General features: G+C 43.3%; 15 protein-coding genes. 11 read left to right on the top strand and 4 right to left on the bottom strand.

All coding sequences use genetic code 11. The features are described from left to right. Positions 1–483: 483 nt before the first annotated feature. From thrS to MAS10914_RS0117780, 3 genes are all read left to right on the top strand, one after another. Entirely contained in the window at positions 484–2,328 is a 1,845-nt protein-coding gene (thrS, locus tag MAS10914_RS0117790) for a threonine--tRNA ligase (RefSeq protein WP_026082627.1), read from the top strand. 76 nt (positions 2,329–2,404) lie between these two features. After that, complete coding sequence (locus tag MAS10914_RS0117785) at positions 2,405–2,596, top strand: hypothetical protein (RefSeq protein ID WP_017317305.1); 192 nt, start codon at positions 2,405–2,407, stop codon at positions 2,594–2,596. Further along, entirely contained in the window at positions 2,581–2,883 is a 303-nt protein-coding gene (locus MAS10914_RS0117780) for a type II toxin-antitoxin system RelE/ParE family toxin (RefSeq protein WP_017317304.1), read from the top strand. The genes MAS10914_RS0117785 and MAS10914_RS0117780 overlap by 16 nt, the downstream gene beginning before the upstream one ends. A gap of 360 nt (positions 2,884–3,243) precedes the next feature. On the opposite strand, the gene MAS10914_RS0117775 is transcribed toward MAS10914_RS0117780, so the two are convergent. The 4 genes from MAS10914_RS0117775 to MAS10914_RS0117755 all read right to left on the bottom strand — a co-directional run bounded on the left by MAS10914_RS0117775 (position 3,244) and on the right by MAS10914_RS0117755 (position 6,025). Further along, the gene (locus MAS10914_RS0117775; RefSeq protein WP_017317303.1) at positions 3,244–3,471 is read right to left on the bottom strand and encodes a hypothetical protein; all 228 of its coding nucleotides are present in this window, start codon (positions 3,469–3,471) and stop codon (positions 3,244–3,246) included. Positions 3,472–3,613: 142 nt separating this feature from the next. Next, complete coding sequence (locus tag MAS10914_RS0117770; protein WP_017317302.1) at positions 3,614–4,129, bottom strand: orange carotenoid protein N-terminal domain-containing protein; 516 nt, start codon at positions 4,127–4,129, stop codon at positions 3,614–3,616. 500 nt (positions 4,130–4,629) lie between these two features. Then, complete coding sequence (locus MAS10914_RS0117765) at positions 4,630–5,121, bottom strand: orange carotenoid protein N-terminal domain-containing protein (RefSeq protein ID WP_017317301.1); 492 nt, start codon at positions 5,119–5,121, stop codon at positions 4,630–4,632. Positions 5,122–5,596: 475 nt separating this feature from the next. Beyond that, on the bottom strand, positions 5,597–6,025 hold the full coding sequence (locus tag MAS10914_RS0117755; protein WP_017317299.1) for a DUF6335 family protein: 429 nt from the start codon (positions 6,023–6,025) through the stop codon (positions 5,597–5,599). Between the two features lie 615 nt (positions 6,026–6,640). On the opposite strand from MAS10914_RS0117755, the gene MAS10914_RS0117750 reads away from it, so the two are divergent. From MAS10914_RS0117750 to MAS10914_RS0117715, 8 genes are all read left to right on the top strand, one after another. Continuing rightward, entirely contained in the window at positions 6,641–7,042 is a 402-nt protein-coding gene (locus MAS10914_RS0117750) for a DUF2267 domain-containing protein (RefSeq protein ID WP_017317298.1), read from the top strand. A gap of 102 nt (positions 7,043–7,144) precedes the next feature. Beyond that, the gene (locus tag MAS10914_RS0117745; RefSeq protein WP_017317297.1) at positions 7,145–8,236 is read left to right on the top strand and encodes a DJ-1/PfpI/YhbO family deglycase/protease; all 1,092 of its coding nucleotides are present in this window, start codon (positions 7,145–7,147) and stop codon (positions 8,234–8,236) included. A 165-nt stretch (positions 8,237–8,401) separates the two neighbouring features. Next, a complete protein-coding gene (locus tag MAS10914_RS0117740; protein WP_017317296.1) occupies positions 8,402–9,106 on the top strand; it encodes an SRPBCC family protein in 705 nt (234 codons plus the stop codon). 60 nt (positions 9,107–9,166) lie between these two features. Further along, positions 9,167–10,336 carry a zinc-dependent alcohol dehydrogenase gene (locus MAS10914_RS0117735; RefSeq protein WP_017317295.1) on the top strand — a complete coding sequence of 390 codons (1,170 nt, stop codon included), beginning with the start codon at positions 9,167–9,169 and terminating at the stop codon, positions 10,334–10,336. Positions 10,337–10,438: 102 nt separating this feature from the next. Further along, positions 10,439–11,113: a hypothetical protein gene (locus MAS10914_RS0117730; RefSeq protein ID WP_017317294.1), complete on the top strand. Its 675-nt coding sequence runs from the start codon at positions 10,439–10,441 to the stop codon at positions 11,111–11,113. Between the two features lie 141 nt (positions 11,114–11,254). Continuing rightward, a complete protein-coding gene (locus tag MAS10914_RS0117725) occupies positions 11,255–12,424 on the top strand; it encodes a zinc-dependent alcohol dehydrogenase (protein WP_017317293.1) in 1,170 nt (389 codons plus the stop codon). Positions 12,425–12,446: 22 nt separating this feature from the next. Beyond that, positions 12,447–13,625, top strand: coding sequence for a Gfo/Idh/MocA family protein (locus tag MAS10914_RS0117720; RefSeq protein WP_033366144.1), 1,179 nt, complete (start codon positions 12,447–12,449; stop codon positions 13,623–13,625). Positions 13,626–13,699: 74 nt separating this feature from the next. Then, on the top strand, positions 13,700–14,041 hold the full coding sequence (locus tag MAS10914_RS0117715; protein ID WP_017317291.1) for a cupin domain-containing protein: 342 nt from the start codon (positions 13,700–13,702) through the stop codon (positions 14,039–14,041). Positions 14,042–14,239 lie beyond the last annotated feature (198 nt).

Raw genomic sequence — 14,239 nt, 5'->3', positions numbered from 1 at the left:
TTTTCATCCTTTATGGGAAATGATTAACTGGACAGTTGAAATATTAAGTTAAACCTACAGGGATTAAAGTGGTTATATTTAAAGAACAAGCCCATATACTAAAATGTGTGGCACTCAGATGGGCAAACATTTCAAGACTGAGGCGAAGTTTTGGCTTGCTAAGAGTAGACTTTACTGATTGGGTGCGTTATTAAGTGGTCATTGTCTTATGACCATTAGCAATTAGGGATGAGCATTCTTTATATAAAGGTTATGGTAGATTTCTACGTAGGTATTAAATGAGATGAGTACTTATTAAAAATAGACATTACTTATGGGAATCATTGGAAATGAATATATCTTTAGGGAACGAGTTCATCCGTCTAAAGGTATAAACCTTCCGAAGAAAACACTGACAAAACTGAAAAATAGTCCCATGTTATATTTGGGGAAATTTTTTCATCACTCCAACTGATCCATCATCTTTATACAATCACGTCGCCAATGGTACAGCAGCAGATGTCGCCGAATTCATCTTCTCATCAGCTAGAACAACCTGAAAAAATATATTTACCGCGTACCAGCGAATCGGAGACTTTAAAGAAGATTCGCCACACGGCTTCTCATGTGATGGCAATGGCAGTACAAAAGCTGTTTCCCAAGGCGCAAGTCACAATTGGTCCGTGGATTGAAAACGGCTTTTACTATGACTTTGATAATCCTGAGCCATTTACTGACAAAGATTTAAAAGCCATTTATAAAGAAATGGTTAAGATTATCAATCGGAAATTGCCAGTCATACGAGAAGAAGTCAGCCGTGAAGAAGCTGAACAGCGTATAAAAAAAATTAACGAACCTTATAAGCTAGAAATCCTCTCAGACATCAAAGAGGAACCAATCACAATGTACCACCTAGGAGATGAATGGTGGGATTTGTGCGCTGGACCTCATGTAGAAAATACGAGCGAACTTAACCCGAAAGCGATTGATTTAGAAAGCGTTGCCGGCGCTTATTGGCGTGGAGATGAAACCAAAGCGCAGTTGCAACGCATCTACGCCACCGCTTGGGAAACGCCAGAACAACTCGCTGAGTACAAGCGGCGTAAAGAAGAAGCGCTGCGACGGGACCATCGGAAACTGGGTAAGGAACTGGGATTATTTATATTTTCCGACCAAGTGGGACCGGGTTTACCATTGTGGACGCCTAAAGGAACTTTGTTGCGGAGTCTTTTAGAAGACTTCCTGAAGCAGGAACAGATCAAGCGTGGCTACCAACAGGTTGTCACACCCCACATCAGCAGAGTAGATTTATTTAAAACCTCTGGACACTGGCAGAAATATAAAGAAGATTTGTTCCCAATGATGGCAGAAGATGAGGAAGCAGCGGCGCACGAACAAGGCTTTGTTCTCAAAGCGATGAATTGCCCCTTCCACATCCAAATATATAAGAGCGAGTTGCGTTCCTACCGGGAACTACCGATGCGGTTGGCAGAATTTGGCACCGTCTACCGCTACGAACAATCTGGGGAATTAGGCGGTTTAACACGCGTGCGGGGTTTCACTCAGGATGATGCCCATCTGTTCGTGACGCCAGAACAGCTAGACAGCGAATTCCTCAACGTCGTGGATTTGATTTTATCCGTAATTAAGATTCTGCAACTAGGGAATTTCAAAGCACGACTCAGTTTCCGCGACCCGAAGAGTGATAAGTATATAGGTTCTGACGAAGCTTGGAACAAAGCTGAAAATGCCATCCGCCGTGCTGTTGAAACCTTGGGGATGGATCACTTTGAAGGCATTGGCGAAGCAGCATTCTATGGTCCCAAACTAGATTTCATTGTCCGTGATGCTCTAGACAGGGAGTGGCAACTAGGAACAGTGCAGGTAGATTATAACCTGCCAGAAAGGTTTGAGCTAGAGTACGTCGCTGAAGATGGTTCCCGCAAACGCCCAGTGATGATTCACCGTGCGCCCTTCGGTTCCCTAGAACGGCTCATTGGTATCTTGATTGAAGAGTATGCGGGAGATTTCCCCTTGTGGTTAGCCCCAGTGCAAGCAAGATTGCTGCCAGTGGGTGAAGTACAACTGGATTATACCAAAGATGTGGCGGCGAAGATGAGAGCAATCGGTATCCGTGCGGAAGTCGATACCAGTGGCGATCGCCTTGGTAAACTCATTCGTAATGCCGAGAAAGAAAAAATCCCCGTCATGGCAGTGGTGGGAGCGAAGGAGGTAGAAACGAATACCCTAAGCATTCGTACCCGTACCTCAGGCGAGTTAGGAAGTATACCTGTAGCTGAGATTTTGGACAAGATGAAAACAGCTATTGCCAACTATGACAACCTTTAACAGAATTTAGAGTCAAGGGTGGGCTATTTGCTCGCCCTTAAAAATTACTTCATATAAATATCCTAAAAAAGATGCTATGACTACTACAAAAGAAAAAGTCCAATCTCTGTTGAGCAAATTACCAGACGATTGTTCTGTGGAAGATGTTCAATATCATCTGTACGTACTTGAAAAAGTTCGTCAGGGGTTGGTAGTCACTGACAATAAAGACACTATCATCTCTCAAGAAGAAGCCGAGGCGCTATTAAGTAAATGGCTTATCGAGTAGTTTGGTCTCCCAAAGCGCTCGAAGATGTAGACGCAATCGCGGCATACATATTTCGTGACTCCGCTTCCTTTGCTGCCACAGTAGTTCAGAAGATACTTGACTCCTCCGATAAGTTAAGCGCTTGTCCCTGTTCAGGTTCCATTGTCCCAGAATTTAACGAGGATACCATCAGGGAACTATTTGCTTATACTTATCGAATCATTTATCACATTCAAGAAGACACTGTAACTATTGCGGCAGTCATTCATGGCAAAAGGCTCTTGGCTCAACGTCTAGATATAGATTGAAAATATGACAGATGGCATAATTGCTACATCTGACATCCCGCTGAGAGTTCTTTGTGCATCGCAAAAAGTAGCAACAAAGAAGGGTGGGCAATGCCCACCCTTCTGCAATTTGTCCCCAGAGACAATACTGAAACATATAGAAATTTTCAGATACAGCGGTTTTCATTTGTGTGGAATACACCTTATTGAAGGGTCGAATGGTCGTTCGCCTGTGAGAGTCCTTAACGCGCGCCTCTGGCAAAACAACCTACATGGCATCTTTGGCACGCTGGTCGAATGCTGACCCTAGAATGAGCAATCACACATAAACTAGGGTGGGAGTCTTGCCCATCCTAATTCTTTTAACTGATAACTGATTCATTAATATGCTCGACCGCAAATAGAATCAACAACTGCGGCTGGCTGGTTACTATTGCGTTCTCGACATAACAAAATTTGAGCTAGACGTTGCTGGTAATAGTATTGATGAGCAATCCAACCTAGAGGTGTACCGGCAATAGTACCAATAATCAGACCAGTAATCAGACTATAAATAAGATGCTTTCTTTTGATAGTGTTTTGTCTAATCGTAGTATCTTGTCTTAACATAGAACTCTTCTTTAAAACTATTTTTTGAAAACTAAAACCGATGTAGGTAGAGCATAACCCTACCTACAGCTATTTCATTTGTCTGAACACACTCTCCCCTGCAAGAAGCCTTCCTCCAGGGATTTACAAAACTTCCGACTGTTTACAGCGCGTGCTTCAGAAACGACACTAATTCATCGGTGTTCAGAGATTGGATTGAGTTCAACACAATTGTGACTTGCTCAGTAGGTGTAAACTCACTTAGATTGCCGATGATATTGCTTCCTAGTCTTTGTGCTAACAGATACCAGAAAGCTATCCTAGCTTCAGCGCTCAATGAGCTATACTCATGAGCGGGAATTGTAGTTCCGCCGCCAGTAACAAGTTCAGCCAGCGCCTTGCTTGGGTTTGGATCGAGGATTGTTGCATCTTGGTCATTTCTTTCTGCTCCTAGGAAGTCACGCAGAGCAGATAGCTGATTTTCTTGGGGCGACAGTTGCTCAACTCGTGTTACCAAATTTGCAGCATCTTGTGTTGGCAAGGCATTTGCAGCATCGGCGGGAACTGATCCAGCAACATCGCGGTACAGTAACGCCAGCACTAGTAGCTCATCGTCAATAATCAAACTCCTAAACCCTGCTACAGCTTCTTGTATGGCATTGGTATTTGTAGAAGTCATGAAACCTCCTAATTGGTAATAATTTTTTAGCGATTTGAGGGAGTTAGCAACATAAATTGCTAATACTGTTTATGGGTGGAAGTCACGGAATTTTAGGATAAATTAGTGACAATATTGTTCCCAAAACGGTGACTTTGCCTTATGTTGTGAAAATCTTTCTGCCAAAGCAACAGAGTAGAAATTTTGACTGCTCTTGCTCATGCCTATTTCAAGATTAAAGATTTCAGTCATAACGAAATCACTATTAAAAGATAGAAAGATTTTTAGAGAAAAATCTTTTGATACCTATCTAAAGAGAGATGAAAGTACATCGGTAAAATTAAAAAATTGTTAATTACCAAGTCAAAGGCGTGACGGCTATTATAGGGTGTAACTACTTGAGCGAAAAATATAGATAAACACAGAGTGAATAGCATAGTTTGTTGACTCTGTGCTTATCTATGTTTTTTTATTTGCTATTTAGCAATGAAGGATGGATACTAGTTTAAAATCTGGAAATTTTAAATTTCAGCACCAGCTTTTGGTTCAGCACCCATTGGCGCAACGTAATCGCGGAAAAGAGTAATCTGCTGCTCGAAATCAATTTGCTTAATTCTATTGAGCAGTTCTTGAGATTGGGAAGAAAGCTGATAGTTTGGAGGCATAGGAATGATAGTAGCGTTTTCCATGCCTTGAGCTAGGCGATACCAAAACAGTAACTTGGTAGTTTCGCTCATCGAGCCATACATACGGGTATATTGATTATCTGCCTTGTTAATTAAATCGCGCTGTAACTGCAACTGTTCTTCGTGGGATAATTCCTTAACTTGATTGAACAAACCTTCAGCAATATCTGTGGAAACAGTGCTGGCTCCGGGTGCTGCGGGGGTAACAGAGTTGCCCATTTCTTTGTAAATAAACCAAAACAAAGCTAGCTGATCGTCTACATTTAAGCTTTGAAAAGCTTGGACAATTTCGCGAATAGTTGGGTCGTTAGTTTGAGTGAATGTCATAAAAAACCCCGATTGCAATAAATTACCAACATTAGCAACAGTATCAAACGTGCATTTAGTGTTTAACCCCGCTGAAGGCAGATGTATCTCAATCAAAGAGAAGAACAATCAGTGGATGAGTTCTTAGTGGTTAGTAGCTAGTTGTCTTCTACTAACAACTCACCACAAACTCATACCTTTCAGGAAGTTGAAACGTCGAGAGACGTTGCGTGCAAACGGCAATTATTGCTTATGGCAACTTAGACATCCTGGTTAACAACGCTGGAGTTTTTCTGGCGACAGGCGAAACTCAGGACTACCCTAATTGATGTCTTTGATGAAACTATTCACATGAACATCGGTTCTGCGTTTTTGATGACAAAATACCCACTACCGCACTTGCAAAAAACGCGGGGTAATATTGTCTCAGCATTGGGATGATCCTGAAGGCACTGGGGGGAAATAAGGGAGATTAATTTGTCTCCCCCTACTACCCCTACTCCTGTGTCTCGTTCCTTCTATCCTCATAATCTGGCGAGGACATTGGGTCTAATTCCCAGCGTCTATCGTCCCGCTGCTCCAAAATTTCCGTTGTTCGCACAAAGGCTTTGTCGTCCATTTCCAACCCAACAGCAGCACCAATCTCATCAACAATATCTTGATCGGGAGTAGGAGCGGTACCACCAACAGCTTCATCACCTACGGCTGCTTCCAGTTCCCAAGCCGCATCTATATCCCCCCCTGTTATTTCTGGACTGGCTTCTACAGTCCCCTCCGTCTGATACCGTTGTCTGCGATCGCCAATGTTATACCCTGGTTCTGCCTGAACACCAGTTCCGTAAGATTCGGTAATTTCTTGGGGCAAATCATCCGTTGCAAGTTCGTTATTACTATTTTGCTCTGATAAATCTCTTTTTTCTGCCATAATCCTAGCCCTTGCTGCATCCTCACAATAACGCTTTCTTCTCTAAGGGTAGTCTTCCAAAAGAAGTATGACTTCAGGAATAAAACAATCTCATCCTTAAGAATGAAGAGAAGCTATGCATTGATGCATAGTCTTATATGTATAAATTCACGTTATAGCCACTTCAGAGAAAGTTATGAATTCAGGAAGTCGGAGTTAGGAGATACTTTCTTATGCTAACTCCCACATGACTAACTCATAACTTTTTTTAGTTTAATGGAAAAATAAAGATAGGAAATAATCAATGTATCACTTTAGAAATAAAAAACATATATCCCCTAAGAACGACGAAAAAGCCCTCATTTTAGCGCAATAATAATGATTACATGAATTCATGGTCGAGTGATAAGGCAGTTAGGATTTATGACTTGGGGTTTTACTTATTTAATGAAACTCCAAGTCATAGCTCCTAACTATTTTCTAAATTATTAAGAAATCAAAAAAACTGAGTTATTTTAAGTTCTTTGATTTATAAAAATTTATCTAGCATTGAAAAATACAATACGAAAAATAAAATACTGAATACTTTAAGTCTAATCAACCCAAGTATTTAGTAAGATAAGCGGAGGCAGAAAAATGAAATACGGAGAGTTTATTAAACACGTTCAAAGCCTATCTCAGTTGAATTCTCGTGAAGAAGCAGAACGTGCGACCAGTGCCACACTAGAAACAATTAAAGAACGCATAGTTGGTGATGAAGCAAAGGATTTAGCAGCACAGTTACCTCAGGAGCTAGGTGAGTATTTGCGTGGGCGAGAGGGTGAAAACGGTCAACACTTTGACCTGCAAGAATTTATTAAGCGTGTCAGTGAAAAAGAAGGAGTAGACCCAACCGCAGCGGTAATGCACGTCCGGTCTGTATTCGCAGTTCTGAGGAACGCTGTGACACCAGGTGAATTTGAAGATTTTCAGGCAAATTTTTCAGACGATTACGCGGAACTATTCCCAACATCGCCCACGAGTGAAGTTCCTGCTTAGTTAGTAGCAAGCGTTTAAGCGTTTACTACTCACCAAACAAAATTAATAACCGATAATTGCATAACTGAACATTCAATGAGTAAGAGGAGTTAAGGAAAGTCAATGGTAAACAATCATACTGGTAAGAAAAAAGTTGCTATCCTGATTGAAAACTTTGTAGAGGATTCGGAATTTCAAGTTCCTTATAATGCTTTAAAGCAAGCAGGAATGGAAGTGGTTGTCCTGGGTTCGCGCATGAACGAAACCTATAAAGGTAAACAAGGAAAACTTTCCAAACAACCCGATGGCACCACAACTGAAGCAATAGCTTCTGAATTTGATGCTGTGGTCATTCCTGGTGGTATGGCTCCTGATCATATGCGGCGCAACCCTAATACAGTGAGGTTTGTGCAAGAAGCAATGCAGCAAGGAAAATTGGTAGCTGCGGTTTGTCACGGACCACAACTTTTGATTGAAGGCGACTTGCTCAAAGGCAAACAAGCCACTGGTTTCCTGGCAATTCGCAAAGACATGATTAATGCCGGTGCCAATTATATAGATGAACCTTTGGTTGTGGATGGGAATTTGATTAGTTCACGTCAACCTGGAGATCTGCCAATTTTTACCACAGCTCTATTGAGTCGTCTTGGTTATGGTGGCAAAGATGCTGCTTTACCAGATGAGAGAGACACAAACGCTGAATGGTGGAAACTGGCTGATGCTTGGGGTGGTTCTACTAAGGGTGATATTACCAAAGCCTTGAATACGGCTCTTGCGGGTGAGCGTTATTCACTAGAAGCGCTGGACAAGTATGCTCAGAAAGAATCGGATGCACAAATCAAATCTCTTTTTCAAGAGATGATTGGCAACAAACAGCGCCACATCCAAATACTGGAAGCACGTCTGAATGAGCTGGGCGAAAAACCTTCTTTAGTAGCAAATATCGCTAACCAGTATGCAAAGGTGAAGACTGCCCTCACAGGAAGTGACGACATATATCAGTTGCGTTCTGCCTTGGGCGATGTGCAAACGGGTATTGGCGATATTGGCAACTTAATGGCAGCAACGACCGACCCAGTATCAACTGCAATTTTCACACAAATCCACAAAGATCTGTTGGTATACGAGCAGCAGCTTGTAGACCTGTATCGGACGCGGATGGGTACAGAAGTCAAGCCTGCTAAACCGACTACAGGGGCTGCTGTGTCAATGTAAGGTCTTTGTGGAACGAACCACATAGGCGCAAAGAAAAGGACACTTCCGTGTCAGGAGAAGGGGGGTTCCCCCTGGTTGAGGAAAGTCTTCGTAGGAACAACACATTAAGAGGGGATCTTTGCGCCTTAATGGTTCGTTTTTGAGAGTCAAGGGAGAGAGAAGAACATGGCATCAACATCGGAAAATAATTTAAGTCAAGGTCAGACGGAAGCCAGTGAAACGGAGCGTTGGGCTTCATTAATTGGCGGTGGTGCAATGGTGTTAATGGGGTTAAGTCAACGTTCCTTAAGAGGGGTGTTGACTGCTTTGGCAGGTGGTGGACTGATTTATCAGGGCGCGACGAAACAAAGCACAATTAAGCAGGCACAGCAAGTACTCAGCGGTAGTGTGAGCCAAGTGATCAAAGTCGAAAAGACGGTAACGATTGATAAACCGGCAGATGAGCTTTATCGCTTTTGGCACAACTTTGAGAATTTGCCCAATTTTATGAAGCATCTCAAGTCTGTGAAGGTGTACGACAACAAGCGTTCTCACTGGATAGCAAGTGCACCTTTGGGCGGAAGTGTGGAGTGGGATGCAGATATTATTGAAGACCGGGAAAACGAATTTATCTCTTGGGCTTCAGTGGAAGGGGCAGATATTGACAACTCCGGTTTTGTCCGCTTCAAAAAAGCGCCTGGGAATCGTGGAACTGAGGTCAAAGTCGTTGTTGAATATAATCCGCCTGGTGGTGCTTTAGCATCTGTTTTCGCCAAACTCTTTGGGGAAGAACCAGAACAGCAAATAGGTGATGATTTGCGCCGTTTCAAGATGTTGATGGAAGCAGGCGAAATTGCCACCAATGAAGGTCAACCAAGAGGTGGGCAATGAAGTCATTAGTCAAATAATTTTGACCAGTGACCAAAGACCAATGACTAATGACTAATAACTATGAAAGCAGTATGTTGGCACGGCGCTAATGATGTGCGGGTTGAGACAGTACCAGATCCAAAGATTCTCAACCCGCGTGATGCTATTCTCAAAGTAACCTCAGCAACCATCTGTGGTTCTGACTTGCACATTTATGATGGCTACATCCCGACGATGAAAGCTGGTGACATTATTGGTCACGAGTTTATGGGCGAAGTGGTCGATATTGGTAGTGAAGTTAAGAAATTACAAAAGGGCGATCGCGTTGTCGTCTCTTCAATTATTGGGTGTGGTCAGTGCAACTACTGCCAGCAACAAATGTGGTCGCTGTGCGATAATTCCAACCCTAACGCCTGGATACAGGATAAATTATATGGGTTTGGTACCTCAGGAATTTTTGGCTACTCCCATGCTTTTGGAGGCTATGCAGGAGCCTTTGCAGAATATATCAGGGTACCGTTTGCTGATTATGGTGCTATCAAAGTGCCACAAGGCATTCCTGATGAAAAAGTGCTGCCCATTTCCGATGCCTTCCCTACAGGCTATATGGGAGCAGAAATGTGCAATATTGAACCTGGAGATATTGTAGCAGTCTGGGGTTGCGGCCCAGTGGGACTTTTTGCCATGAAAAGCGCCTATATGTTAGGTGCAGAACGCGTGATTGGTATTGACCGATTTCCCGAACGCCTCCAGATGGCTAAAGACTTCGCCAATGCAGATACCATCAACTATGAGGAAATTGATGCAGGCGAAGCCCTCAAAGAAATGACGGGTGGACGTGGTGCTGATGCTTGTATTGATGCCGTTGGACTTGAAGCACACGGTGTGGGTCTAGAAGGATTTTACGACGAAGCCAAGACGGCAGTAAAGCTAGAAACTGACCGCCCTCACGTACTGCGGCAAATGATGCTGGCTTGTCGCAAGGGTGGCATTCTCTCCATCATGGGTGTTTACGGAGGCTTTGTCGACAAAATACCGATGGGTGCAGCCTTCAACAAAGGCTTGACCTTCAGAATGGGGCAAATGTTCGGTCAGAAGTATATGCCCATGTTGTTGGATCATGTTTTGAATGGAGAAGTTGATCCATCCCGTGTTTTCACTCATCATTTACCCCTTGAAGAAACTAAGCAGGGCTTTGAGCTTTTCAAGCACAAGAAAGACAACTGTGTCAAAGTTCTGCTGAAACCATAAGGCTTGTTAGTTGATAGTTGATAGTTGTTAGTTTAAAAAAACAAATAACTATTATCTACTATCTACTAACTCAACTCAAACTGAATATATTGGAGGAAATTTATGAAGCGCTTGCGTCAGATTCTGACTGTTTTTCTAGTAGGATTAACATTTTTCGTAATGCAGGCTTTAGGCTACGGTAACGCACTGCAAGCACAAGCTGAAGAAACCGTAAAATCGCCAGAGGGTATTTATTACAAGGGGACACCTTCTGATACAAGCTCTGATACAAGCAATATCCAAAACGACAACAAGCTGGTTGAAAAAGCCAGAAAGAACCTCAAAGAAACTGCTGATAATGTCCGTGAGGCGATCGCTCCAAATGAAACCGTAAAATCGCCAGAGGGTATTTATTACAAGGGGACACCTTCTGATACAAGCAATATCCAAAACGACAACAAGCTGATTGAAAAAGCCACAAAAAAGGTGAAAGAAACTGCTGATAATCTCCGTGCAGCAGTTGATCTAGATGAAAACATCACAACACCAGAGGCGAATTATTACAAAGCACAACCGGAAACAAACACGACTAGTAACGGCAACAACCTGATTGAACAAGCCAAAGAAAGTCTGAAAGAAACTGCTGACAATATCCGCGAAAAACTCAATCTTGATGAAGAACTTCCTCGCAGCACAAAAGAATTTTTGAATTCAACTGAAAAAAGAGTTGAAAAAACAGTTGCGCCAGTCACTGGAACAACAGAAGGATACTATCAAGAACCTTCTCAAGCTAGATAAGTAGAATTATAGGGTGTAGGGACTCACTACACCCTACACCTTATATTATGCGTAGTGAGGACTAAAGTCCTCTTCTTCCACAAAAACAAGGACTACAGTCCTCACTACAAGTTTTATTAAATGACCAAGGACTAAAGACTTATGAAAGCAGTTTGCTGGCATGGTGCCAATGATGTGCGAGTCGAAACGGTGCCAGATCCAAAAATCATTAACCCACGTGATGCTATTGTCAAAATTACCTCAACGGCAATTTGCGGTTCTGACTTGCATCTTTACGATGGCTTTATCCCCACGATGGAAAAGGGTGATATCCTCGGTCATGAATTCATGGGGGAAGTCGTTGAAGTTGGCAGCGCAGTGAAGAATATAAAAGTGGGCGATCGCGTTGTCGTTCCCTTTACAATAGCTTGCGGGAACTGCTTTTTTTGCCAACGGGATTACTGGTCGCTGTGTGACAACTCTAATCCAAACGGCTGGATGGCAGAAAAGTTAATGGGTTATTCGCCGTCGGGTCTGTTTGGTTACTCTCATATGTTAGGCGGTTACGCTGGTGGTCAAGCAGAGTATGCCAGAGTCCCATTTGCTGATGTGGGTTTGTTCAAAATCCCTGATGGTTTAACGGATGAGCAAGTATTATTTTTAACAGATATCTTTCCGACTGGCTACATGGCAGCGGAGAACTGTAACATCAAACCTGGTCATATCGTCGCTGTTTGGGGTTGCGGGCCAGTTGGACAATTTGCCATCAAGAGCGCTTATTTGCTAGGTGCAGACCGTGTTATAGCTATTGACCGCATCCCTGAACGCTTGCAGATGGCGAAAGAATACGGCAAGGCTGAAGTCCTCAACTACGAAGAAGTGAATGTCGGCGAAGCCCTTAAAGAAATGACTGGTGGTCGTGGTCCTGATGCTGTTCTTGATGCAGTAGGTATGGAGGCACACGGCACGGACTTTATGGCGTTATACGACAAAGCAAAGCAAGCAGTACGTCTAGAAACAGACAGACCTACAGCCTTGCGCCAAGTCATTCTCTCTTGTGGCAAAGGCGGTAATGTGTCTCTTGCTGGAGTTTATGGTGGCTTTTTAGACAAAGTGCCAATGGGTGCTGCTGTGAATAAAGGCTTGACGTTCAAGATGGGACAAACCCACGTCCACAAATACTTACGTCCTTTACTTGAGCGCGTACAGAACGGTGAAATCGACCCATCATTTGTCATCACTCACCGCTTACCCCTAGAACAAGCGCCTCACGGCTACGAAATTTTCAAGCACAAGAAAGACAACTGCATCAAAGTTGTACTCAAACCCTAAGGTCATTTGTTCTTTGCTGCAAATGAAAAAAGAACTATCTCGCCGCGCTCTTTTACATAGAGCTGGTTTTGGGTTCATGGGACTCAGTGTTGCTGGAGCAGTGGGACACATTATCAAACCTGCGCGTACCCTAGCTCAAGCAGGACCAGCACCAAGCAATGAACCATCTTTGCCCCCTGAAAAAAAGCTAGGCTGGGCGGTTGTTGGTTTGGGTAAATTTGCCACCCAACAGATCATGCCCTCTTTTGCAGAGTGTAAAAGCTCGAGGTTGGTGGCTTTAGTGAGTGGAGAGCGTGCTAAAGCTGAAAAGTATGCACAGCAATACGGCATCAACCCCAAAAATATCTATAACTACCAGAACTACGACTCTATCCGCAATAACCCGGAAGTAGACGTTATTTATATCATCTTGCCTAACGGGATGCATGCTGAATACAGCATTCGTGGGGCGCAAGCTGGCAAACACATCATGTGTGAAAAGCCAATGGCGAACACACCAGAAGAATGCCAAGCAATGATTGAGGCGGCAAAAAAAGCAAACCGCAAATTAATGATTGCTTACCGCGCTCAGTATGAACCATACAACCTCGCCGCCATTCAACTTGCTCAAAGCGGCAAACTTGGTAAGCTCAAGTCGATAACCTCTGACCACGGACGCAACCTCGATCCCAAAGACCCCGCCGACATTTGGCGGATGCAAAAAAAGCTAGCTGGCGGTGGTTCCCTCTACGACATTGGTATCTACAGCTTGCAAGCAGCACGGTACATTACTCGCGAGGAACCTGTAGCAATCAGCGCCATGATGTACAGCACTCCTGGCGACCCCCGCTTTCGGGAAGTCGAGGAAAATGTCAACTTCGTGCTGCGTTTCCCTAGCGGTGTTCTTGCGAACTGTACTTCAAGCTACGGCTACTCCAATACCAAACGCATTCAAGTTTTTGGTTCTGATGCTGTCTTAGAATTAGATCCAGCCACCGACTACTACCAACATCGCTTATTCATCAATCGCAACAATCGCATAGAAGAGCAAAATATTGAGGAAAAAAACCAGTTCGCCCTAGAGATAGATCACCTTTCTGAGAGCATCATACAGAACAAACAGCCTAAAACTCCTGGCGAAGAAGGCTTGCAAGACGTTAGACTTATGCAGCTGATTTATGAAGCAGCTCGCACAGGCAAAACTATCAATGTTAGTGGTTAGTCGTTAGTTGTTAAAAAGTACTACTAAGCACTAATAACTACTCCCCCTTTATAAACCTAATTGAGGAAACAAATATGGCTGACACAAGTGTTAAAAAAGTAGACTCAGCTTATTCTCCTAAAGGTCAACAAGGTCAAAAGTATCTCGCCTCCGGCAAAAGTGTTTCAATGCGTCTTTGGGAGAACGAACAACCTGACGAACCCAAAGAACCAGCAACGCGGGAATATGAAACCGTTGGTTATGTGATTAGTGGTCGTGCTGAGTTGCACATCGAAGGTCAAGTCGTTTTACTGGAGTCTGGGAATTCTTGGGTCGTGCCAAAGGGCGCATCCCACACTTACAAAATCCTAGAACCATTTACTGCTGTTGAGGCAACCAGTCCACCCGCTCAAGTTCACGGTCGGGATGAGGATTAATTTATACACCTTGACTTCTTACCAGAATCACTCATCATGACATCTCTCCAGAGGCTGAACCTCTGGTTTTTTCTTTATTTTCTAAAGGCAGCAGTCCCTCTGATTGCATTTTTAGTCTTCTGCCTAAGAACTCAATGACCTCAGTCAGTTTACTTATTTTTTAAGTATTTTTTATTTAACTATAGAGTGAGGTACAGC

The sequence above is a fragment of the Mastigocladopsis repens PCC 10914 genome (genome assembly GCF_000315565.1).
Taxonomy (GTDB): domain Bacteria; phylum Cyanobacteriota; class Cyanobacteriia; order Cyanobacteriales; family Nostocaceae; genus Mastigocladopsis; species Mastigocladopsis repens.
This window is presented reverse-complemented; position numbering and strand designations above follow the sequence as displayed.

Excerpts from the sequence above, each read along its gene's own strand:
- MAS10914_RS0117775 (WP_017317303.1), bottom strand. The coding sequence starts at position 3,471 with ATGTTAAGACAAGATACTACGATTAGACAAAACACTATCAAAAGAAAG.
- MAS10914_RS0117770 (WP_017317302.1), bottom strand. The coding sequence starts at position 4,129 with ATGACTTCTACAAATACCAATGCCATACAAGAAGCTGTAGCAGGGTTT.
- MAS10914_RS0117750 (WP_017317298.1), top strand. The coding sequence starts at position 6,641 with ATGAAATACGGAGAGTTTATTAAACACGTTCAAAGCCTATCTCAGTTG.
- MAS10914_RS0117765 (WP_017317301.1), bottom strand. The coding sequence starts at position 5,121 with ATGACATTCACTCAAACTAACGACCCAACTATTCGCGAAATTGTCCAA.
- MAS10914_RS0117735 (WP_017317295.1), top strand. The coding sequence starts at position 9,167 with ATGAAAGCAGTATGTTGGCACGGCGCTAATGATGTGCGGGTTGAGACA.
- MAS10914_RS0117745 (WP_017317297.1), top strand. The coding sequence starts at position 7,145 with ATGGTAAACAATCATACTGGTAAGAAAAAAGTTGCTATCCTGATTGAA.
- MAS10914_RS0117780 (WP_017317304.1), top strand. The coding sequence starts at position 2,581 with ATGGCTTATCGAGTAGTTTGGTCTCCCAAAGCGCTCGAAGATGTAGAC.
- MAS10914_RS0117755 (WP_017317299.1), bottom strand. The coding sequence starts at position 6,025 with ATGGCAGAAAAAAGAGATTTATCAGAGCAAAATAGTAATAACGAACTT.
- thrS (WP_026082627.1), top strand. The coding sequence starts at position 484 with ATGGTACAGCAGCAGATGTCGCCGAATTCATCTTCTCATCAGCTAGAA.
- MAS10914_RS0117715 (WP_017317291.1), top strand. The coding sequence starts at position 13,700 with ATGGCTGACACAAGTGTTAAAAAAGTAGACTCAGCTTATTCTCCTAAA.
- MAS10914_RS0117730 (WP_017317294.1), top strand. The coding sequence starts at position 10,439 with ATGAAGCGCTTGCGTCAGATTCTGACTGTTTTTCTAGTAGGATTAACA.
- MAS10914_RS0117725 (WP_017317293.1), top strand. The coding sequence starts at position 11,255 with ATGAAAGCAGTTTGCTGGCATGGTGCCAATGATGTGCGAGTCGAAACG.
- MAS10914_RS0117720 (WP_033366144.1), top strand. The coding sequence starts at position 12,447 with ATGAAAAAAGAACTATCTCGCCGCGCTCTTTTACATAGAGCTGGTTTT.
- MAS10914_RS0117740 (WP_017317296.1), top strand. The coding sequence starts at position 8,402 with ATGGCATCAACATCGGAAAATAATTTAAGTCAAGGTCAGACGGAAGCC.
- MAS10914_RS0117785 (WP_017317305.1), top strand. The coding sequence starts at position 2,405 with ATGACTACTACAAAAGAAAAAGTCCAATCTCTGTTGAGCAAATTACCA.